We start from the raw sequence: 21,774 nt of genomic DNA, 5'->3' as shown, positions 1-21,774 counted from the left end.
AGCCGTATATCCCCCCGTACCGTCGGATGCATGACGCACATCGACGCGGGCGCCGAACTCGATCCTGTGCATCCCGTCCCGCTGCCCGCGAGTGCGGTACGGGCGAAGGGCCTCACCGCGGGCGAGGTCGCCGAACGGGTGGCGCGCGGCGAGGTCAACGACGTACCCGTGCGCAGCAGCCGTTCCACGGGCGACATCGTCCGGGCGAACGTGTTCACCCGGTTCAACGCGATCATCGGCGTGCTCTGGCTGATCATGATGTTCGTCGCGCCGTTCCAGGACAGCCTGTTCGGCTATGTGATCCTCGCGAACACCGGCATCGGCATCATCCAGGAGCTGCGCGCGAAGAAGACCCTGGACTCGCTCGCGGTGATCGGCGAGTCACGGCCGACCGTTCGCAGGGACGGGGTCGCCGCCCAGATCGGCACCTCCGAGATCGTGCTCGGGGACCTGATCGAGATCGGGCCCGGCGACAAGATCGCCGTGGACGGCGACTGCGCCGAGGCCGACGGTCTGGAGATCGACGAGTCGCTGCTCACCGGCGAGGCGGACGCGGTCGTCAAGCAGCCCGGCGATCAGGTCATGTCGGGCAGCTTCGTGGTGGCGGGCGGTGGTGCGTTCACCGCGACGAAGGTGGGACGCGAGGCGTACGCGGCGCAACTGGCCGAGGAGGCGAGCCGTTTCACACTCGTCCACTCCGAGCTGCGGACCGGTATCTCCACGATCCTCAAGTACGTGACGTGGATGCTGGTCCCGGCCGCCGTGGGTTTGGCCATCACCCAACTCGTCAGCAAGGACAACGACTTCAAGGACTCCATCGCGCGTGCCGTCGGCGGCATCGTGCCGATGGTCCCGGAGGGACTGGTCCTGCTCACCTCCGTCGCCTTCGCGATAGGCGTGATCAGGCTTGGCCGGAAACAGTGTCTCGTCCAGGAACTTCCGGCCATCGAGGGCCTCGCCCGCGTCGACACGGTCTGCCTCGACAAGACGGGCACGCTCACCGAGGGCGGCATGGACGTCACCGAGCTGCGGCTCCTGGGGAGCGACGGCGACGACAGCAACAGCGACGAGTCGTACGTGCGGAAGGTGCTGGGCGCTCTCGGCGCGTCGGATCCCCGGCCGAACGCCTCGCTGCAGGCGATCATCGACGCCTACCCGGACAGCGGGGAGTGGCGCCGCGAGGGCTCGCTGCCTTTCTCCTCCGCGCGCAAGTACAGCGGGGCGTCCTTCGGCGAGAGCCGCGGGGAGGGCGACGGCGACGGCGGGTCGAGTACGTGGCTGTTGGGCGCTCCGGACGTGCTGCTGCCCGACGGGGCCCCCGCGCTCGCGGAGACGGACCAGCTCAACGAGCAGGGACTGCGGGTCCTGCTGCTCGCCCGGGCCGTCACGGACCTCGACGACCCGCGGGTGCGGGAGGGCGCAGTGCCGACCGCGCTCGTGGTCCTGGAGCAGCGGCTGCGGCCCGACGCGGCGGACACCCTGCGGTACTTCGGCGAACAGGACGTACGCGCCAAGGTGATCTCCGGTGACAACGCCGTCTCGGTCGGCGCGGTCGCCGCCAAGCTCGGCCTGCCCGGTGCCTCCGCCACGGTCGACGCGCGCCGGCTCCCCGCCGAGCGGGAGGAGCTGGCCAGGGCGCTGGACGAAGGCTCGGTGTTCGGGCGGGTCACCCCGCAGCAGAAGCGCGACATGGTGGGAGCGCTCCAGTCGAACGGCCACACGGTGGCGATGACCGGCGACGGGGTGAACGACGTGCTCGCCCTGAAGGACGCCGACATCGGTGTGGCGATGGGTTCGGGGTCGGAAGCCACCAAGGCGGTCGCCCAGATCGTGCTGCTCAACAACAGCTTCGCGACGCTGCCTTCGGTGGTCGCGGAGGGGCGCCGGGTCATCGGGAACATCACCCGCGTCGCGACCCTGTTCCTGGTGAAGACGGTGTACTCGGTGCTGCTCGCGGTGCTGGTGGTGTGCTGGCAGGTGGAGTACCCGTTCCTGCCGCGGCACCTGACACTGCTGTCGACGCTGACGATCGGTGTGCCGGCGTTTTTCCTGGCGCTCGCGCCCAACAAGGAGCGGGCGAGGCCGCACTTCGTCCGGCGGGTGATGCGGTACTCGATTCCGGGCGGGGCCGTCGCGGCCGTGGCCACCTTCACCACGTACCTGACCGCCCGCCACCACTACACCGGTGAGGGAGCCCTGGACGCGGAGACCAGTGCGGCGACGCTGACGCTGTTCCTGGTGTCCATGTGGGTGCTGGCGATCATCGCTCGGCCGTACACCTGGTGGCGGGTGGCACTGGTGGCCGCGATGGGGCTCGGGTTCCTGATCGTGCTCGTGGTGCCGTGGCTCCAGGAGTTCTTCGCGCTGAAGCTGGTGGGGACGACCATGCCGTGGACCGCCGTCGGGATCGCGGTGGCGGGGGCGGTCGTCCTGGAGCTCGTGTGGAGGTGGGTCGACCGGAGGTTCCCCGTGTAACCGGAGGTTTCCCGTGTACCGGAGGTTTCCCGTGTAGGGGAGGGTCATCACCCGTTCGCGCGGTTCCCCGCGCACCCGGGCACAGAACCGGCCCCTCGCCCGGTAGGGCGAAGGGCCGGTTCCGGCAGAGCGTTCGGAGCGTTTACTGCACGTCGATGGCGTCGCCCGCGGAGTTGACGGCCGGCGTGGTCGAGGTGCCCGCGAAGGCGTAGCGGAAGGTGCCGTCAACGGAGGCCGTGACGGTGGTCTTCAGCTTGCCCGCGGAGCTGCCGGTGCCCGACTTCACGGTCTTGACGTCCGTGTAGGTGGACGTGCCCTTCTTCTTGAACTGCAGCTTCACCGACTGCGCGGTGTAGCCGGCGTACTTGTGCGATTCCCAGTTGGCGCGGGTCAGGGCCCCGGTGACCGTGATGGTCTTGCCCTTCTTCACGGGCTCGGGGGAGGCGTTGACGGTGAGCCGGGAGTTGCGCAGGACCTTGGTGGTGGCGAGGTCGCCCTGGTCGGCGTAGGAGCCGGTGACGTAGTCGAGCAGCAGCGCGCCGCCCTTCCAGGTTCCGGCGTCGCTGTTGGACAGTTCCTCGGTCGGGAGGATGTCGACGTAGCCGGTGCAGTTGGCGACGGTCGCCGAGGCTTCGGTGCAGGTCGCCGCCTCGAAGCCCAAGATGAGGTTGTCCGGGGTGGCGAACGAGCCCTTGTAGATGTACGGGCCGGTGGCGAGGTCCGGGGAGCTGAGGTCCACGTCGGCGCCGTGGGTCATCTTGTAGGTCACCTTGGTGGAGACCTGGTTGGTGGTGCCGACCTTGTGCACCGAGGCGATCTTGAAGTTGGAGAAGGAGGCGTCCAGGTCACCCTCGACGGCCGCGCCGCGCTGGGCCTTGGCCGCGCCGCTGTGGGCGGCCTCGAAGGCGGCGGCGGCGGTCTCGCGGTACGAGGGGTCGTCGGCCTGTGCGGCCGGAACGACGAAGGCGGAAAGGGCCAGGGCGCCGGTGACGGCAGCCACGGTGGCACGTATACGCATGTATTTCCCCTGATGGAGAAAGGGGCCCGACGGTCGTCTTCACGTGGGCCCGAGCGATCTTGGAGCCTGTTGACTCGCATGATCAGATACGCCGCGCGGGCCAATGGTTGTACGACGAGTGAAGTTTTTGTGACCGTGTGGCGCAGATCACTTGCACGACCCGCCGGGGCGCCCGGCGTGCGGCCGCGCCCCGGCGGGCGCGGCTCAGTCGAACCAGCGGTCCCGTGCCAGCTCCTCCGTCCTGGACGGGTCCTCCAGCAGGGCGGCGACCTCGAAGCGGCGGGGCCACTGTCCGGCCGCCCAGGCGAGGCCCGCGGCGACGCCCTCAAGCGTGGCGGCGTGCAGGACACCGTCGCGGGTGCGGCGCCAGTCGAGTTCGGTGCCGTCGACGACGAGTTCCTCGTGTTCGAGGTAGGTCGAGGGGGTCGACGGGCCCAGCAGGATGCGTACGGACTCCGGTACGTCGCGTTCGGCGCCCTCGCTCGTCACGTCCCCGGTGACGGACTCGCTCAGCCGCCGGACCTGGAACAGCTCGGCGAGGTCTGCGGCCCGCGACGGCCGTACCGGGAGCAGGGGCGTCCCGGCGGTGAAGGGCAGCAGGTCGGGCGAGTCGACGACCATGGCGTCGGCCGCGTACACGACCCTCACCTCTCCGTCCACGACGGCCCGCAGTTCGTCCGGCAGGGTCACCTGGTCGGGGTCGAGGTCGGCCAACGCGCCGTAGAGGGCGTGCAGCTGGGTGGCCGAGACCTCGCGGTCGGGGTCGGCGAGCCGGTCGAGGAGCTCGGCGCCGCCGCCGGGTTCGGCGAGCAGGGCCGCGACGGACGTGCGGACGCCGAGGGCCCGCAGTACCTGCTCGTCGTCGAAGCCCGCGGCGTCGGCGGGGTCGTACAGGCCGTGCAGGAGCGGGTCGCCGCCCTCGGCGCGCAGGCCGGCCGGGCGGCGGCCGTCGAGAACCGGGTGCCCGCGCAGCCACCAGGCGGTGTAGGACCGGATGATCTCGTGCGTTCCGTCCGGCAGCAGGACGCGCACCGGCTGGGTGAGGGCGTCCCGCAGCGGCGGGCGGGAGAGCAGGGCCAGGGCCTCGGGCCAGCGGTCGTCGTCGACGAGGTCGAGGTCGCGTACGGCGACGATCTCCGTGGCGACGGGCGGCACCGGTGATTCCGGCAGCCCGTCCAGGGAGTCCTCGCACCACACGTCCACGGCGTCGAGCAGCCCGGCGTCGTCGGGTTCGGCGAAGTCGCCGTCCCTCGGCTCCAGTTCGTCGGGGTCGAGAACGATGTCCGTGGCGCGTACGAGGGCGAAGTTCGCCAGTACGCCACAGGCGGCGAGCGGCTGCTCGCCCCAGCGTTCGGCCAGCTCGGCGTCGACGGAGGCGAGTTCGTCCTCCCGCATCACCTGGGCGAAGGGGCTGCCGGGCAGGACGAGTTCGCCGGCCGGGACGAGTTCACCCTCGTCGTCGGGGAGCGCGAGGGCGCCGAGCCAGGGTTCGTCGCCGGGTTCGAGGCGTGCGTCACGGACGAGTGCGAGGACGGTGTCGGCCAGTTCCTCGGCGTCCGGGGTGGCGTCGTCGTCCCAGCCGCCGCGGTCGTCGTCGAGGGAGCCGGCGACGGCCGCGCGGACCTGCGGGGTGGTCAGGACGGCCCGCGCGGTGGCGGGCAGTGCGCCCAGCTTCTCCAGGAGCGGATGGACGGCGTCCGGATGGGCGACCTTGAGGCCGAGCCGGGCGAGGGCGTCAGGCGCGGCCCCTGTCCCGGTCCCGCCCTCGGTGCCAGTGCCGGTGCCGGTGCCGGTGCCGCTACCGGGAGCGGCTTCGGTCCCGTCGGTGGTGGGCAGCAGGACCTGCCGGGGGCCGATCGTCGTACGTCCGTCGGCCAGCGGCACGGGCAGCCCGGACAGCCGGTCCGGGTCGACCCCGGCGAGGCTGTCGTACAGGCGTCGCCACCACTCGGGGGCCTTCTCCAGGCCCGCGAGCCGGTCGACCGCCTCGGTCAGCGGCACGCGCGCGACCCCCAGGGTGCGCAGCTCCGCGCGCCGTTCGAGTCCGGCGGGCAGCAGGCTGGGCAGCACCTCCGCGAGCACCCGTACGGTCTCGGCGCCGGCGCCCTCCACCACTTCGGCGTCGCGGGGGCGCAGGGCCTCGGGCAGGTCGGCATCGCCGTCCGGCTCGACCGCGGGCGGCAGGAACGCGGTGCGCGGCAGCCGTTCGAGGATCGCCTGTCGCAGGGCCCCGTCCAGCTCGGCCTTGCCGAGCGGGCCCGGCACCAGGCCGATGATCCCGGAGGTCACGGGCCGCCAGGCGGCCAGCAGCTCGACGTACGCGTCCGCGGCGCGCTGCAGCAGGAAGTCGGTCAGCGGGCCGGGGGCGGCATGGCGGCGGGTGGTGTCGAGGGGGAGCGAGGCGATGAGCAGCGCGGGCACGCCGAGAGGTTCGTCGCTGGGGGTGGGCGCGTGCACGACGGGGCCGGTGCGGGGGCGCCCGGGGGTGCCGTCGGCGTCCACCGGGACGGCCCAGGTGACCGACCAGTGGGGGCGCAGGCGCTCCTCCACGGGCCGGTCGGCGAGCAGCGCGGGCTCCAGGGGCCCGTGTGCGGAGACGGTGCGCCAGCGGGTCGTGCCGTCCCGGGAGTCCTCGATGACCACGTCACCCGCGTCGCCACCGCTCGCGTTGCCACCACCCGCGTCACCACCCGCTTCGGCTCCACCCTTGTGGGCACTGGCCTTGTGGTCAGCGTTCTTGTGGTCACCGCTCTTGCCGTCGCTGCTCTTGTCGTCGCCGCGGCGCCGGATGGTCCGTACGCCGCCGTCCCTGTCCCCGTCCCCGATCTCGACGACGACTTCGTCCAGTCCGGGCAGGGCGAGCAGCAGGGCGTCGTCGACCGCGTCCAGCAGCCGCTCCGCGAGAGCCTCGGCGGCCGGGTCCCGCAGCGGCAGGATCACGACGCTGTCGTACGAATCCGGCGCGGTGCCCTCGGCCGCGAACGGCAACCGGAGCAGCGGCACATGACCGTCGCGGCGGCGCAGTTCGTCCCCGAGTCCGGGGCTGTGGCGGGCGGTGCCGACAGCGAGGTCACGGGCCTCGGCGAGGGACCAGCGGACGCCGCCGTGCCGTCCGAGCAGGGCAGGTTCGTCTGTCACTGCGAGGACGGCCGCGAAGCCGACGCCGAAGCGGCCGACCGCGCCGTCGTGGCCGTCCCGCTTGGCGGAGGCGCGCAGGGTGGAGAGGGATTCGACACCGGTCGCGTCCAGCGGGGCGCCGGTGTTGGCGGCGACGAGGACGCCGTCGCGGAGCGTGAGCCGCAGCCGTCCCGGGACGCCCGCGCGGGACGCGGCGTCGGAGGCGTTCTGCGCGAGTTCGACGACCAGTCGGTCCCGGTACCCGCCGAGTACGAGGTCCTCTTCGGAGTTGGCGTCCTCACGGAACCGCGCCGGGCTCGTCGCCCAGGCGTCCAGCACCCCGCGTCGAAGCCGCGCCGTCCCGAACGGATCAGTGCCCTCGGCAGCCGGCCGCACGAAGTTGCTCACGGTTCACTCTCCCTCTCACCTTGAACGGCCACAAGCAACAGCCCGCCCGCCGCAAGAAGGTACCGCGCGTGTCCCCTGGCGGGGGGCCAGGGTCCGGGGCGCCCCGCGAGTGCCGGGTGCGGGCCGGTGGGGGCCGGTCGCGCAGTTCCCCGCGCCCCCAAAAGATTGCGCCGTACCCCGCGCCCCTAACAAACCGCGCCGTTCCCACCAGGCCCCTGGGTAGGCCGGGGGCGCGCCCCCGGCCTACCCAGGGGCGCGAGGAACTGCGCGACCAGCCGTAGGCAGCCCGCACCCGGCAGCCGAGGTCAGCCCATCGAGCGCAGCCGGCGGCGGCCTAGCTGTGGCCGAATTCCGCCGAGGACTCGTCCGGTCCCAGCGACACAGAACCGGAGTCCGGCGACGGGCGGAGCGGGAACGGATCCACCCGCGTCTCGTCGATCACGGGCGGCGCGGGCCGAGGCGGCGCAGGCATGACCGCCGCCTCCGAGTGACCGCCGCACCCGTACGAAAGCGAGACCACACGCCCGTCCGCGGGCGAGAACTCATTCGCACACAGACCGAACGCCTGTCCGAGCGACCCGCCGACGGGGTTCAGGAAGCCACAGCTGACACAGGTGGCGGGCGCCGCCTGCGCCATCGCCGTCTTCGCCCCGTACGACTCCTCCCACCGGTCGGCCGCGACATGCAGCCCGTAGCGGGAAAGGACCCGGGCCCGCCGCATGCCGAGTTCCTCGGCGACGGAGGCGATCGATCCGCGGGAGGGCACGAGCGGCAGGGCGGCCGGCGGGGCGGCCGTGATCTCGGCGTCCTCCGCCGCGGCCAGCTCGGCCATCTCCTCGGAGACCGGCGCGTTCGGCGCGGGCTCGTCCTCGCCGGAGTACCCGGGCTCCAGACGCAGATCCTCCGCGTCCGTGGGCAGCAGGTCCCCGGGGCCCATGTCACCAGGCCGGAGCCGCTCGCTCCACGGCATCCAATCGGGTGCCAGGAGGGCGTCGGAGCCGGGCAGCAGCACCGTCTCGTTCAGGGTTACGGCCTTCGCCCGGGAGGCCCGGGTCACGGTCACGGCCCAGCGCCAGCCGCGGTAGCCCATTTCTTTGCACTCGAAGAAGTGCGTGACGACGCGGTCCCCTTCGCTGACCATCCCCGCGTGCTCCCCGACAACGCCGGGAGCGGCGGCCTCCTCGGCGGCTGCCCGGGCGAGGTCCACGGCCTCGGCACACAGACGGTCCGGGGTCCGGCTTCGCGTTGTCGCGCTCACAGGTATCGCTTCTCTCCTACGCCGTCTCACGAGTGCGCCATCCCTCGACGGGGGTGCGGACGGAGCGGACCGGAGGGCCGCGTCGACGTCCGTGCCCGATCGCACTCGGGCGCACCTACGTCATCCATTCTGCGGGATGACCGAGAGGCGCGCGGCCGAGAACAACTGCCGCGGGCGCGTTACGCACGCTACCGTCTCCTCGGCGCTGGGCCTACACCGGCGTTGCCTTCACCGCTTCGCGGCGTTTCCCCGGACGGGGTGTCGACCGGGTGCCCCGGGTCCCTTTCGGGTATGCCCAGCACCGGATTCACGATGCCCACTCAGCCGCTATACGAGCGGTAACCGCACTACATCCACTATTTCCGGGGCACTATTGCGGAGTGGTAGCCGCTAGGTCGCCCCAGGACACCACCAAAATCGGTGAGGCCGGGGCAGGACGCAAAAACGGAACGGGCCCGGTGCGCGGGGCCGTCCGTTCCCTCGGGCATGCCCTGCACCTGCCGTTCAGCGGCACCGCCAGAGGCATCAGAAAAGCGACACACGCGCACGGCGCGGGCGAGTCGGGCCTCGGCAAACTGATCGAACTGCACGGCGTGAACGGCGCCGGCGACATGCTGATCACGGTGGCGCTCGCCTCCACGGTGTTCTTCTCGGTCCCGACGGACGAGGCCCGCGGCCGGGTGGCGCTCTACCTGGCGATCACCATGGCGCCGTTCACGCTCCTCGCCCCGATCGTCGGCCCCCTCCTGGACCGCCTCCCGCACGGCCGGCGCGCCGCGATGGCGAGCGCGTTCATGGCGCGAGCGTTCATGGCCCTGCTGCTGTCGGGAGCGGTCGTCACCGGCAGCATCGAGCTGTACCCGGCGGCCCTCGGCGTCCTGGTGGCGTCGAAGGCGTACGGCGTGGTCAGAAGCGCCGTGGTGCCCCGGCTGCTGCCACCCGCGTTCTCCCTGGTGAAGGCGAACTCGCGGGTCACCCTCGGCGGCCTGCTGGCGACGGGCGTGGCGGCCCCGATCGGAGCGGGGCTCCAGGCTCTCGGCCCCCGCTACCCGCTCTACGGCGCCTTCCTGATCTTCGTGGCGGGTACGTTCCTGTCGTTCTCGCTGCCGCACAAGGTCGACTCCGCGAAGGGCGAGGACAAGGCCCTGCTCGCGGCGGACGAGCAACACCTGCACGGGCCGCACCTCAAACAGCCCAAGCGGCCGGGCCTGCGTACGGTCGGCAGGGGGGTCACGCACGCGCTCGCCGCCAACGCCGCGCTGCGCGGCCTCTCCGGGTTCCTGATCTTCTTCCTCGCCTTCTTGCTGCGCGAGCACCCCCTGGCGGGCGCGAGCGCGGCGGTCTCGCTGACGATCGTGGGCGTCTCGGCGGGCGCGGGCAACGCGCTGGGCACGGCGGTCGGAGCGGCGCTGAGATCCCGGGCGCCGGAGCTGATCATCGTCACGGTCGTGGCGGTGGTGCTGGGAGTGGCGATCACGGCCGCGGTGTTCTTCGGAGTGATCCTGGTGGCGGTGCTCGCCTCGTTCGCCGGGTTCGCCCAGGCGCTGTCCAAGCTGTCCCTGGACGCGCTGATCCAGCGGGACGTGCCGGAACTGGTGCGGACGTCGGCGTTCGCGCGCTCGGAAACCCTGCTGCAGATGGCCTGGGTGGTCGGCGGGGCGATCGGCATCGCGCTGCCCCTCAACGGCACGCTCGGTATGGCGGTGGCCTCCGGCATCATCGCCGCCGGCTGGCTCACCACGGTCCGCGGGTTGCTGAGCGCGGCCCGGCGCGGCGGACGGCAGCACCCGCGCCTGGTCTGAGCCGCCTGATCGATCCACCGGATCGATCCGCCTGATCCGGCTGATCCGGGCCCGCGGCACGCCGCGTAGCGCACCCACATGGCCAGGCCGCCCGACCCGCCCGATAGCCTTCGTCCATGAGCTTCCAGCGTCCCCTTGCGCGCCGTCGCCGCGCCGTCGCCGCCGCCGGCGCCGTTTCCGCCGGACTTCTCGTCCTGTCCGCCTGTGACAAGCCGACGCCGATGGCCACCGTCACGTTCGGCAAGGACTCGACCAGCGTCGAGGCCGAGTGCTATGAGGACGGCAAGGACATCGGCAAGGAGGAAGCGACCAAGTGCGCCCTCAAGAAGTCCTCCGACACGATCAGCGTCTCGCAGGGCGAGACCCTGCGGGTCGGTGTCGACCCGGAGGTCGCCGACGAGGGCTGGTCCCTGTGGCTCAACGGGCAGCAGGTCACCGCCCCGTTCAAGAAGACGTACTACGCCTTCGAGGGCGTCGACCTCTTCGCCGCGCAGGAGGGCCAGCCCGCCCCGAAGACGATCTACATCAGCGTCGTCCAGCAGAACAAGGCCGGTACGCAGTTCAAGGGTGTCTGGAACTTCAAGCTCGAGAACGCGGACGCCTGAGCCGCGTGATCCGCCCGATCCGCCCGACCGGCCTGGTTCGCCCGACCCGCCTGACCCGCCTGATGCGCCGCTCATGCGTGTCCTCGTAACCACCGCGGTCACCGTCGAACGGGACTCGGTGGCCGCGGCGTTCACGACCACGGCGCGCGAGCACGCGATTCCGGGAGCGGCCCTGAGCAGGTTGGCGCCCCGGGCGGACCGCTCCGCCGTATCTGATGACGTCCGCGATCCTGTCCGTGATCCCGGTGATCCCGGTGATCCCGGTGATCCCGTCCGCGGTCGGCTCGTGGTCGATCTGCTTGCCGGTGGCGTGGGTCCCGCGGCCGCCGCCGCGTCGACCGCCACCGCGCTCACCGCGGCCGTGCTGGCCGGTGAGCCGTACGACGTGGTCGTCTCCGCCGGCATCGGCGGCGGGTTCCAGCCCGACGCGCCCGTCGGATCGCTCGTCCTGGCCGACGAGATCACCGTCGCGGACCTCGGCGCCGAGACTCCCGGCGGATTCACTCCGGTCACCGGACTGGGGTTCGGAGCCGTCACTCACCGGCCGCCGGAATCACTCGTACGAGAGGTCGCGGCCGTCACCGGTGCGCGCCTCGGGACCGTCCTGACCGTGAGCACCGTGACCGGAAGCGCGGCGCGTGCCGCGGAGTTGCGCCGACGCCACCCGCGGGCACTCGCCGAGGCCATGGAGGGGTTCGGGGTCGCGGAGGCGGCCGCCGCTCACGGCGTACCCGTCCTGGAGATCCGTGCCGTGTCCAACCCCGTAGGCCCCCGGGACCGCGCCGCCTGGCGGATCGGCGACGCCCTCACAGCGCTCACCGGGGCGTTCGGGAAGCTCGCGCCCGTACTGGAGAGTTGGAACCCACATGACCGCACACACTGAACCCCTGAAGACCGAGCCCCCGAAGACCGAGCCGCTGAAGACCGCGTACTCGCCCTGCCCGAACGACACCTTCGTCTTCGACGCCTGGGCCCACGGCCGCGTCCCGGGAGCGCCCGCGCTGGACGTGACCTTCGCGGACATCGACATCACCAACGGCATGGCGGAACGCGGCGAGTTCGACGTCCTGAAGGTGTCGTACGCCGTCCTGCCGTACGTCCTGGACGAATGGGCCCTGCTGCCCTGCGGCGGCGCGCTCGGGCGGGGCTGCGGGCCGCTGGTCCTCACCCGGGAGCCGGGCGTGGACCTGACCGGCCGCACGGTCGCCGTGCCGAGCGAGAGGTCGACCGCGTACCTGCTGTTCCGTCTCTGGGCCGCGGACACCGTTCCCGGCGGGGTCGGCGAGATCGTGGTCATGCCGTTCCACGAGATCATGCCCGCCGTACGGGACGGCAAGGTGGACGCCGGACTGGTCATCCACGAAGCCCGTTTCACGTACCAGAACTACGGGCTGCACAAGCTCGCGGACATGGGCGAACACTGGGAGCGGACGACGGGCCTCCCGATCCCGCTGGGCGCGATCATCGCCAAGCGCTCGCTGGGCGAGGCCACGCTGCGGCTGCTCGCCGAGTCCGCCCGCGCTTCCGTGCGGGCCGCCTGGGACGATCCCGAGGCGTCCCGCCCCTACGTGCTGGAACACGCGCAGGAGATGGACGCCTCGGTCGCGGACCAGCACATCGGCCTGTACGTCAACGAGTTCACGGCCGACCTGGGCGAGGACGGCTACGCGGCGATCCGCGGCCTCCTCACGCGTGCCGCCGCCGAGGGGCTCGTGCCGGCCCTCGCGCCGGGGGCGCTGTCATTCCCCTGAGCAGGGGTTGCTCGCGCTGGTCGCTCGCGCTGGTTGCTCGCTGTCAGGCTTGGCGGGCGTAGGACGTGAGGCGTTCGGCGAACGCGATGACGAGATCGCGCAGTTCGTCGGGGCGCTCGATGACGAACGGCCGGCCGAGCGAGGCGAGTACCGGCGGCAACCAGTCGAGCCGCTCCGCCCGTAGTTCGACGCGCAGCCAGCGCTCGGTCCCGCGGTCCTCGTCCGCCGTGGGCGCGTCCTCCTCCACCGTGGGCACGCCCTCCTCCAGGCTCGCGACAGTGGCGGGAAGGCGGGCGCGGATCTGCTCGACGGTCCCGTGGATCCGCAGGGTCACCTCATGCCGGTACTCGGCCGTGGCGAACCCCGTCACCACGCGCTCTGCCGGATCAGGGCCCACGGGCGCCTCGAACGAGCCGGTCAGGGCCCTCGCGTCCGCGATGCGATCGAGCCGGAAGGTGCGGTCCTCGCCGATCTCGGGGTCCACGCCCGTGACGTACCACCGGCCCGCGTGGGCGACGATCCCGTACGCGTGCAGCGTGCGCTCGCTACGTCGGCCGTCCCGGGCGGTGTACCTGATCGAGACCGGCCGGCGGTGACGTACCGCATCGGCGATGGTGAGCAGGACCCCGGCGTCCGGGGCGGCGAACTCACCGGGCTGATCCGTGGGCCGATCTGTGAAGGCGAGAGATTCCAGGAGTGTGTCGAGCCGGTGAGCGAGATGCCTGGGCAGGACCCGCCGGATCTTGGCCGACGCCGTCTCGCTCGCGGTGAGACCCGCTGTCGTCAGCCCTGCCCGGCGGCCGGCGACCAGGCCGAGCAGCACGGCCAGCGCCTCGTCGTCGCTGAGCATGAGGGGCGGCAGACGGTACCCGGAGGCGAGCCGGTACCCACCGTAACGGCCGCGCACCGACTCCACGGGTACGTCGAGATCGAGCAGCTGGTCCACATAACGCCGCACGGTGCGCGCGTCGACGCCGAGCCGGTCGGCGAGTTCGGCCACCGTCCGCGTGCCGCCCGACTGCAGCAGCTCCAGGAGGGTCAGCACGCGGACGGTGGGTCGGGACATGTGTCCAGCCTAAGGCGAATACAGGGCCGATTCTGTCCACTATTTGTCCTAGCCTGCGTGAGGCAACGACAACGGCTGCATCAGCCAACGACAACGACTGCAGCCGGCGACCCCACCAGCCAAGGAGAGCACCATGGATTTCGTCTCGATCCGCATCATCACCGGCGACGTCGCACGCCTCGTCGAGTTCTACGAGCGAGCCACCGGCGTGCAGGCAGCGTGGGCCACTGAGGACTTCGCCGAACTCAGGACCGCCGGCGCGACCCTCGCCATCGCCGGCACCCGCACCGTTCCGCTGTTCGCCCCGGGCTCCGCCCACCCGGCGGACAACCGCAGCGTGATCACCGAGTTCCGCGTCGACGACGTGGACCGCGTTCACCAGGATCTGGCCGGTTTCGTCACCGACTTCGTCACCGAGCCCACCACGATGCCCTGGGGCAACCGGTCGCTGCTGTTCCGCGACCCCGACGGCAACCTCGTCAACTTCTTCACGCCCGTCACCCCGGCGGCCATCGAGAAGTTCGCGCGGTGATACCGGGAACAGTCGCCGAGGGACGTCCGGGGTGATCGACCGGACAGGTCCTAACAGGTCCTAGCAGGCCCTAACCGGTCCTAGACGTCCAGTTGGTCGGCCACCGCGCGGAGGAGGCCACCGATCTTCTTTCCGGAGGCCTTGTCGGGATAGCGGCCCCTCTCAAGCATCGGCGTGATGTTTTCGAGAAGGGTCGTCAAGTCCTGGACGATGGACGCGAGTTCGTCCGGCTTACGGCGCTGGGCGGCCGCGACGGAGGGCGTGGGATCCAATAGCGTCACCGAGAGTGCCTGGTCACCGCGTTGCCCGGCGACCACGCCGAACTCCACACGCTGACCCGGCTTCAGAACATCGACTCCGGCGGGCAGGACCGAGGAATGAACGAAGACGTCGCCGCCGTCGTCGCGAGAGAGAAAGCCGAAGCCCTTCTCACTGTTGAACCACTTGACCTTGCCAGTCGGCAAAGCACACGCTCCCTCTATCGGTCCCGGACGTTCCTGGACCCCGGTTGAACTGCCGCGACGAACCACACTACCGGGGGTCTCTCCAACCCAACACGCCTTAAAACGAGACTGAGCCGCTACCTGTGCCGGCAGCGGCTCAAAGTGGCGGGCGCAGGGAACTACCCTGGTCGGGTGCGTGAGAAAAACCAACCGAATTCCGCCGAGGCCGGAGACGGACTGATCCGTGCCGGTGCCATCGTGTTCATCGTCGGAGCAGTGGCCACGCTGGTCACTGTGGCCCCGCTGCTTCTCGACACGACGCCCTTTCCTCCGTACATGTTCGGTCTGAGCATGCTGATGGGCGTCGGATTCCTCATCGCGGGGGCGGGGGTGTTCCAGTCGATCGCCAGTGGGCGCCGGCAGGCGCGCGGCGGTTAGTTCCCATGCCCATGCCCGCAGCGGCAGCCCAGAGTCACGCCGTCCGGTGGCCCGCCAGCCAGTCCGGGAACTCCAGCAGGTCCTTGAGGACCACGTCGGCGCCCGCCGCGCGCAGTTCGTCCGCGTCACACGGGCCGGTGGCCACGGCGACGGACAGCGCCTCCGCCGTACGCGCGCCGCGTACGTCGCCGGTGTGGTCGCCGACGTAGACGTCCGCGTCGTACTCGCGCAGGGCCTGTGCCTTGCGCTCGGCCCACAGGTCGCCGATGACGGCGTCTGCGTCGATGCCGAGATGGCTGAGATGCAACTTGGCGTTGGGCTCGTACTTGGCGGTGACGACGATGGCCCGGCCCCCGGCCGCCCGCACCGCGGCTATCGCCTCGCGGGCGCCGGCCATCGCGGGCGTCGGTGCGATGGCATGGGTGGGGTACATCTCCCGGTACACGTCCGCCGTGGCCTCGACCTCCTCGGCCGGGAACCAGTTGATCAACTCCTCCGCGAGCGGTGGCCCGAGCCGCGTGACGGCCAGATCGGCATCGACGAAGACCCCCGTCCGCTCGGAGAGCGCCTGGTAACAGGCACGGATCCCGGGCCGGGAGTCGATCAGGGTCATGTCGAGGTCGAAGCCGACGGTCAGCACACGAGAGGTCATATGAACCATTGTGCCCAGCCGGCACCACGTACAAGACCACGTACGGGACCACGCACGCCGCGCCCGGACGCACCCGGCCGCACCCGGCCGCCACCCCCGCCCAGGAGGGCACCTACCTCCGTCGCTGTGACCTCCACACCAGGAACAGCGCGGAAGCAACCGCCGCGCTGCGCAGGACGAACGGCCAGGTCTCGGCGACCTCGTCGCCCATCTGCCCCTTCGCGATGGGCGTACCCCAGCGCCCCTCCGTACGGCCCCAGAGCCACATGACGCCCGCCGCAACGACCAGTCCGGGCACGCCGAGGACGGCCCATTTCGACTCGGTCGGACTCAGGCGGCGCGAGAGGTAGGCGATGAGCCAGCCGAGGCCCAGCATGACGAGGTTGCCCATGACCGCGCCGGCGACCAGAAGGGCGGCGGCGAGCAACAGCAGTGGGTTGGACCAGCCGCCGCCGAGGGGGCGCAGGCGGGGGACGAAGCGACGGCGTCTCCGCCCGGTCGACCCGTCCGGTTCGACCGCCTCCACGGGGGCCGCCGGTTCGACGACGGCCGCCGCGGACTTCGACTCGGGCCCGCGCTCGTCAAGCTTCTCCAACTTGTCTAGTTTGCCCGACTTGTTCGCTTCATCTGTTCTGCCAGGACTGTCGAACTCGTCGTCGGGCGGCGGTGGCTTGAACAGTTCCGGGATCTCCACACCCCCGACGAACCCCGGCACGCTGTCCGTCGCCCCGAACGGTCCGCTCTCCACCCGCCACCAGTCGGGCTGCACCCCGGAGCCGAGCTCCTCCGTACTCGCGAGGTGCGGCGGGGAAGGCACGGCGTGGGCGGTCTCGGCGACGTCCGGCTTCTCGGGGCGCGACCTGGGGACCACGCGGCGCAGGCGCTTGGGCCGGCCCTCGGGTTCCTGGGCGCGCTGGGCGGGGAAGGCGGCCCGCTTCGGTGACGGCTCCTCGCCGCCGCCGATACCGCCACCGATACCGCCACCGGTACCGCCTGCGGACTCGACCAGTGACTCGGGAGTACCGATACGGTCGAGGATGCGGCGGACCGCGGCCGGGCTGTCGAGGGTCGCCTTGGCCCGGCGCCGGTCGATCTCGGCCCGCGCTTCCGACACGAGCCGCATACGCGTCCCGGACGGCAGCTGTCTCTGCTGGGCCAGGTCGCCCACCCGGCTCAGATAATCGAATACGAGCTGGTCGCTCTCGATCCCCACGAAGTCCCCTCCGGGGCTCCCGCGTCGAAATTCCCCGCGCGACCGACGGTACCGCGCCCGCCGCCGGTGACGAGCCCCGGCACGGCGGCGGCGCGCCTCAAGGGGAACGACTGCGGCGGCCCACCCGCTACCGTGGATCGGATGAGCGTCCAGGAGCAGTCATCAGAGGAGCCCGGCGGGGCGTCCGGAAGGGCGTCCGGCGGGGTTTCCGCCGAGGGGCCCGCCACCGCCGGGGCACACCCTCGTTCACTCGCGGAGGACCTGCGGGCCCGCGACGACTCCTCCCTGTCCGCGTTGCTGCGGGCCCGGCCCGACCTCATCACTCCCGTACCGACCGACCTCTCGCAGCTGGCCACCCGGGCCGGCACCCGCGCCTCCGTGATCCGCGCCCTGGAGCGCCTCGACCGGTTCGCCCTCCAGACGGCGGAGGCGCTGGCCGTGGCCCCGGACCTGGCGCCGTACGGCACGCTCCTGGAGCTGCTGGCGGGTGACGCGTGCGACCCGGTGGTCACCGAGATGCTGCCCCGCGCCGTGGCCGCACTGCGCGAACAGGCGCTGGTGTGGGGCTCGGACACCCGGCTCCGGCTGGTCCGCACGGCCCGCGAACTGCTCGCGCCCTCGCCGCAGCACCCTTCCCCGACGGGTCTTGGCCCGACCGTCGCGGAGGCCACGGCGGGCATGTCGCCGGGCCGGATCCAGGAACTCCTGGCGGCGGCCGGGCTGGCCACGACACACGACGCGGTGTCCGCGGTGGAGTCGCTCACGGGTCTTTTCACCGACCGCGCCCGGATGTCCGCGCTGCTCGACCAGGCCCCGCCGGAGTCCCTTGAGGTCCTGTCGCGGCTGGTCTGGGGGCCGCCGTACGGGCAGGTGACCGCGGATCCGGCGGCCCGCCTGCGCTGGCTCCTGGACCGCGGGCTGCTGCTGCCGACGGCGCCCGGCACGGTCGTACTCCCCCGCGAGGTCGCCCTTCATCTGCGCGCGGGGCGGGCACACCAGAAGACGGAACCACTTCCTCCGCCGGTCGAGCCCACTGCCGTACACCGTCCACAGGTTGTGGACTCCACGGCGGCCGGTCAGGCGTACACCGCGCTCGCCACCGTCGAGGAGCTGCTGAAGGACTGGGACGAGGGCGGCCCGTCCGTGCTGCGCGCGGGCGGCCTGAGCGTACGGGACCTGAAGCGGACGGCCGTGGCCCTGGACCTGCCGGAACCGGTCGCCGCCTTCTGGGTGGAACTCGCCTACGCGGCGGGCCTGCTGGCCTCGGACGGCGCGGCCGAAGAGCGGTACGCGGCGACGCCCGCCTACGACGAGTGGCTGGACCTGCCGGCGGCCGAGCGCTGGACCCGGCTGGCCACGGCGTGGCTGTCGGCCACCCGCACGGCGGGCGTGATCGGCGGCCGCGACACCAAGGAGCGCACCCTGTCGGCCCTCGGCCCCGGCCTGGACCGCTCGGCAGCCCCCGAGGTCCGTCACCGGGTCCTCTCGCTCCTCGCCGCGCTGCCCGAGGGCGGCTCCGCCTCCCCCGACTCCCTGGTCACCCGCCTCCACTGGGAACGTGCCCTGCGCGGCGCCGCCTCCTCGGACGACCTGCGGGCCCGCCTCACCGGGTGGACCCTGACCGAGGCCGAGTCGCTGGGGATCACCGGCAGGGGCGCGCTGTCCGCCCACGGGCGGGCACTCCTGGGGGCCGCACCGGGTGCACCCGCCCCGGAGCCGGCCACCGGTCCCGGCGACAAACTCCCTGTCCATCACAGGCACCACCACCTACCGGCGCCCCTGGCCCCGCCCGCATCCCGCTCCCCCGCCGAGCTGGCCTCCGCAGCCGCCCGGGCCGGCCGGCTGCTGACGCCGCTGCTCCCGGAGGCCCTCGACCACGTCCTCCTCCAGGCGGACCTGACGGCAGTGGCCCCGGGCCCGCTGGAACGCCCCCTGGCGGAGGTCCTGAACGTCCTCGCCGACGTGGAGTCGAAGGGCGGGGCCACGGTGTACCGCTTCACGCCGGGCTCGGTCCGCCGGGCCCTGGACGCGGGCCGCTCGGCCTCCGACCTGCAGGCGTTCCTCACCGCCCACTCCCGTACGCCGGTTCCGCAGCCGCTCTCCTACCTGATCGACGACGTGGCGCGCAGACACGGCCATCTGCGGATCGGCGCGGCGTCGGCGTATGTCCGCTGCGACGACGACGCACTCCTGAACGAGATCATCGCCGACAAGCGATCGCAGGGGCTCCGGCTGCGCCGCCTCGCGCCCACGGTCCTGGCCGCCCAGTCCGACCCGGCCACGCTCCTCGAAGGCCTGCGCGCGATGGGCTTCGCACCGGCCGCCGAGTCCGCCGAGGGTGACGTGCTGATCACCCGTGCGCACGCCCACCGCACACCCCCGCGCACAGCGCCCGAGCCGGTACCCGACGGCCCACCGTCCCCCGACACCACCCTGCTGAGCGCCGCGATCCGGGCCATCCGCGCGGGCGACCTGGCTTCCACGACACCGCGCAAGCCGTCCGCGACCTCCTCCACCACCACCGCACCCGAACAGAACGGCACCCTCCCGCGCACCAGCTCCGCCGAGACCCTCGCCACCATGCAGGCCGCCGTCCTCACCGGCGGCACCCTGTGGATCGGTTACGTCAACGCCGAGGGCTCCGCCAGCCAGCGCGTCATCGCTCCCGTCCGGGTGGAGGGCGGTTTCGTCACGGCGTACGACCACACCGCGGACGAGGTCAGGACGTATCCCCTGCACCGGGTGACGGGCGTGGCGGAACTGGCGGACGAGCAGGCCTGAGCCCGCTCACCCGCTCACCGACGGGGCTCCGCCCACTCGTTCGGGTGTAGGCGGCGGTTCATGCACGCCACGCCGGAAGCTTCCCACCCATGAGGGACGGCGCGGGGCCTCCCGCATCGCGGCGCGAACTGCGGGGCAGTCACTGGGCGTTGTGCTCACGCAACGCAACAGTTTGGTCACGCACCGTTCCGTCCATGCAACGGAGCGCCCATGCAACGGAGAGGGAATCCCATGCGCACCGCCCGTCGTGTCGCCACCGTCCTGATCGGTACCGCCGCATTGCTCGGCGCACTCGCCTCCCAGGCCGTGGCGATCGGTATCGATCTCGGCGGGGGCCTGACGCTCTGAGTCGCCCCCGCACGTCCTGCGGGCCGACCCCGGCAGCACTCCGGGGCCGGCCCGTCCCCTCCAGCCCCCCGCCCCGGCCTGCCCCGGCTTGCCCCGGCTTGCCCCGGCTCAGCATCTCCCGAGAGGCTCCGAAGTCCCCATGCGTTCCGTCCAGCCCCTGCGATCCGTCGTCACGGTCGCCCTCTTCGCCTCGGCCGCGCTCCTCGGCGTACTCGCCCCGCAGGCCGCCGCCCGGCCCGCCCTGCCGCTGCCCCTGCCGGTGGCCGCCGTCGAACCGCTCGTGACCGAGGGGGTCACCGTCGAGGGACCGCTGGTCAACAACCTCACTCTGCCCACGCTGAAGTAGCCCGGCGCATCCGGTAGCTGTCCCCTTCGAGGCGGACGATCTCCGCGTGGTGCGCCAGCCGGTCGACCATCGCGGGGGCGGCGCCGCCGAAGATCTCGTCCCAGCGGCCGGGCGGGCGGTCGCTGGTCACGATCAGGGAGGCCCGCTCGTAGCGGTGCGCGACCAACTGGAAGAAGAGGTGTGCCGTGTCCGTGTCGAACGGGGTGTAGCCGACCTCGTCGACGATCAGCAGCGCGTGGGCGTCGAGGGCCGCCAGTTCATCGGTGAGCCGGCCGTCCGTCCGCGCCCCGGCCAGCCGCGCGGCCCACTGCGCCGCGGTCGCGAACAGCACCTGGTGCCCCGTCTGGCAGGCCCGCACGCCGAGGCCGACGGCGAGATGGGTCTTGCCGGTGCCTGGCCGACCGACGAACACCACGTTGCGCCGGGCCGCGACGAAGTCCAGCTTGCCGAGCCGGGCCACGGCCTCCCGGTCGAAGACCCGGGGATGCTCCTCGTCGAACTCCTCCAGCAGCTTCCGATCGGGAAAGCAGGCATCGCGGATCCTGGCCTCGGCCCCCGCCTCGTACGAGTCGCACGAGGCGTATGAGTCGTACGGCGAGGAGGCCGCCTGAACCGGGACCGGGACCGGGGCCGAGACCGGGGCCGGGGCCGTAAGCAAGAACTCGGCCGGGACCGACGACACGGGGGACACAGAGGAGACGAGAGAGGCAGGCGGGACGGGGGCCGAGGAGGCAACCGGAGCAACTGGCCCCTGCGCATGCCCCCGGTGTGAACGGTCCGACCGGTCCGCCATGGGCCCCGACATGTACGCCAGGATCGCCGCCGAGGCGATGAACGCCATGTGGATGACCGTCCCCCACAGCAGCGAGTGGTGCGAGGTGTGGTGCACGTCCACGAACATCTGCAGCAGGTGGACGGACGAGATGCCCACGATGGCGGTGGCGAGCTTCACCTTCAGTACGTTGGAGTTGACGTGCGAGAGCCATTCGGGCTGGTCACGGTGGCCCTGGAGGCCGATGCGCGAGACGAACGTCTCGTACCCGCCGACGATCACCATGATCAGCAGGTTGGCGATCATGACGACGTCCACCAGTTTGAGTACCGCGAGCATCACGTACGTCTCGTTCGCCTGCCCGGTCACGCACCGGAGGATTAAATTCCACAGCTCGTAGAAGAACTTGTAGACGTACACGCCCTGGGCGGCCACCAGACCGAAGTACAGCGGGGCCTGGAGCCAGCGGGTGGCGAAGAGCGCGTATCCGAGCGTCGTGGCCGGCGATGAGGCGGACGGCGGAGCGGGCGACGGCGGCGGGGCATGACTGTGACCGGACAACAGTGGGCTCTCCCTGGGCGGCGACCTGGGGCAGTGACCTGCGGGGTCGCCATTCTTCGGGGCCACGGCCGTAAATCTGAATTCACACCACTCATTGGAATGAATAGACATCCAGTAGGACAGGACGGAGGGTGCCGACCGTTCGGGATGGCATACGCCGACGATCAGGCACACTGGACGTTTGGCCG

General features: G+C 71.8%; 17 protein-coding genes. 9 read left to right on the top strand and 8 right to left on the bottom strand.

Translation table 11 applies throughout. The features are described 5' to 3' along the window. The first annotated feature begins 30 nt into the window (after window positions 1-30). Entirely contained in the window at window positions 31-2,475 is a 2,445-nt protein-coding gene (locus AB0D14_RS20740; RefSeq protein WP_362781050.1) for an HAD-IC family P-type ATPase, read from the top strand. A 142-nt stretch (window positions 2,476-2,617) separates the two neighbouring features. Here AB0D14_RS20740 and AB0D14_RS20735 read toward each other — a convergent pair whose 3' ends face one another. The 3 genes from AB0D14_RS20735 to AB0D14_RS20725 all read right to left on the bottom strand — a co-directional run bounded on the left by AB0D14_RS20735 (window position 2,618) and on the right by AB0D14_RS20725 (window position 8,276). Then, window positions 2,618-3,493: a hypothetical protein gene (locus AB0D14_RS20735; RefSeq protein WP_362781048.1), complete on the bottom strand. Its 876-nt coding sequence runs from the start codon at window positions 3,491-3,493 to the stop codon at window positions 2,618-2,620. Window positions 3,494-3,697: 204 nt separating this feature from the next. Continuing rightward, window positions 3,698-7,018 carry a molecular chaperone Hsp90 gene (locus AB0D14_RS20730; protein ID WP_362781045.1) on the bottom strand — a complete coding sequence of 1,107 codons (3,321 nt, stop codon included), beginning with the start codon at window positions 7,016-7,018 and terminating at the stop codon, window positions 3,698-3,700. A gap of 334 nt (window positions 7,019-7,352) precedes the next feature. Beyond that, window positions 7,353-8,276, bottom strand: coding sequence for a DUF3027 domain-containing protein (locus AB0D14_RS20725; RefSeq protein ID WP_362781043.1), 924 nt, complete (start codon window positions 8,274-8,276; stop codon window positions 7,353-7,355). Window positions 8,277-8,656: 380 nt separating this feature from the next. Between AB0D14_RS20725 and AB0D14_RS20720 the strand changes: the two genes are divergently transcribed. From AB0D14_RS20720 to AB0D14_RS20705, 4 genes are all read left to right on the top strand, one after another. Beyond that, entirely contained in the window at window positions 8,657-10,078 is a 1,422-nt protein-coding gene (locus AB0D14_RS20720; RefSeq protein WP_362781040.1) for an MFS transporter, read from the top strand. A 116-nt stretch (window positions 10,079-10,194) separates the two neighbouring features. After that, the gene (locus AB0D14_RS20715) at window positions 10,195-10,683 is read left to right on the top strand and encodes a hypothetical protein (RefSeq protein ID WP_362781038.1); all 489 of its coding nucleotides are present in this window, start codon (window positions 10,195-10,197) and stop codon (window positions 10,681-10,683) included. Window positions 10,684-10,756: 73 nt separating this feature from the next. Then, a complete protein-coding gene (locus tag AB0D14_RS20710; RefSeq protein ID WP_362781036.1) occupies window positions 10,757-11,566 on the top strand; it encodes a futalosine hydrolase in 810 nt (269 codons plus the stop codon). Next, complete coding sequence (locus AB0D14_RS20705) at window positions 11,550-12,434, top strand: 1,4-dihydroxy-6-naphthoate synthase (RefSeq protein ID WP_362781034.1); 885 nt, start codon at window positions 11,550-11,552, stop codon at window positions 12,432-12,434. The genes AB0D14_RS20710 and AB0D14_RS20705 overlap by 17 nt, the downstream gene beginning before the upstream one ends. 43 nt (window positions 12,435-12,477) lie before the next feature. On the opposite strand, the gene AB0D14_RS20700 is transcribed toward AB0D14_RS20705, so the two are convergent. Beyond that, window positions 12,478-13,500: a YafY family protein gene (locus AB0D14_RS20700; RefSeq protein WP_362781031.1), complete on the bottom strand. Its 1,023-nt coding sequence runs from the start codon at window positions 13,498-13,500 to the stop codon at window positions 12,478-12,480. A 133-nt stretch (window positions 13,501-13,633) separates the two neighbouring features. Here AB0D14_RS20700 and AB0D14_RS20695 point away from each other — a divergent pair, with 133 nt between their 5' ends. Continuing rightward, window positions 13,634-14,032 carry a VOC family protein gene (locus AB0D14_RS20695; protein WP_362781028.1) on the top strand — a complete coding sequence of 133 codons (399 nt, stop codon included), beginning with the start codon at window positions 13,634-13,636 and terminating at the stop codon, window positions 14,030-14,032. Between the two features lie 80 nt (window positions 14,033-14,112). Here AB0D14_RS20695 and AB0D14_RS20690 read toward each other — a convergent pair whose 3' ends face one another. Then, window positions 14,113-14,496, bottom strand: a complete 384-nt coding sequence (locus AB0D14_RS20690; RefSeq protein WP_362781026.1) for a cold-shock protein — start codon at window positions 14,494-14,496, stop codon at window positions 14,113-14,115. A 171-nt stretch (window positions 14,497-14,667) separates the two neighbouring features. Between AB0D14_RS20690 and AB0D14_RS20685 the strand changes: the two genes are divergently transcribed. After that, complete coding sequence (locus AB0D14_RS20685; RefSeq protein ID WP_362781024.1) at window positions 14,668-14,913, top strand: hypothetical protein; 246 nt, start codon at window positions 14,668-14,670, stop codon at window positions 14,911-14,913. 34 nt (window positions 14,914-14,947) lie between these two features. Here the strand turns inward: AB0D14_RS20685 and AB0D14_RS20680 are convergent, their stop codons facing one another. Together AB0D14_RS20680 and AB0D14_RS20675 are read right to left on the bottom strand one after the other, a co-directional pair. Further along, window positions 14,948-15,574 (bottom strand): haloacid dehalogenase-like hydrolase, encoded by a 627-nt coding sequence (locus AB0D14_RS20680; protein WP_362781022.1) that lies wholly within the window; start codon window positions 15,572-15,574, stop codon window positions 14,948-14,950. Between the two features lie 103 nt (window positions 15,575-15,677). Further along, window positions 15,678-16,778, bottom strand: a complete 1,101-nt coding sequence (locus AB0D14_RS20675) for a hypothetical protein (protein ID WP_362781019.1) — start codon at window positions 16,776-16,778, stop codon at window positions 15,678-15,680. 141 nt (window positions 16,779-16,919) lie between these two features. On the opposite strand from AB0D14_RS20675, the gene AB0D14_RS20670 reads away from it, so the two are divergent. Both AB0D14_RS20670 and AB0D14_RS20665 read left to right on the top strand, forming a co-directional pair. After that, window positions 16,920-19,559: a helicase-associated domain-containing protein gene (locus AB0D14_RS20670; RefSeq protein WP_362781017.1), complete on the top strand. Its 2,640-nt coding sequence runs from the start codon at window positions 16,920-16,922 to the stop codon at window positions 19,557-19,559. 487 nt (window positions 19,560-20,046) lie between these two features. Then, on the top strand, window positions 20,047-20,253 hold the full coding sequence (locus AB0D14_RS20665; RefSeq protein ID WP_362781015.1) for a hypothetical protein: 207 nt from the start codon (window positions 20,047-20,049) through the stop codon (window positions 20,251-20,253). Here AB0D14_RS20665 and istB read toward each other — a convergent pair. Continuing rightward, entirely contained in the window at window positions 20,231-21,586 is a 1,356-nt protein-coding gene (istB, locus tag AB0D14_RS20660) for an IS21-like element helper ATPase IstB (RefSeq protein ID WP_362781013.1), read from the bottom strand. The genes AB0D14_RS20665 and istB overlap by 23 nt on opposite strands. Between the last annotated feature and the right edge of the window lie 188 nt (window positions 21,587-21,774).

This window comes from Streptomyces sp. NPDC048484, from assembly GCF_040651415.1.
GTDB lineage: Bacteria > Actinomycetota > Actinomycetes > Streptomycetales > Streptomycetaceae > Streptomyces.
Note: the sequence above shows the minus strand (reverse complement) of the source record. Positions and strands in the feature narration are given on the sequence as shown.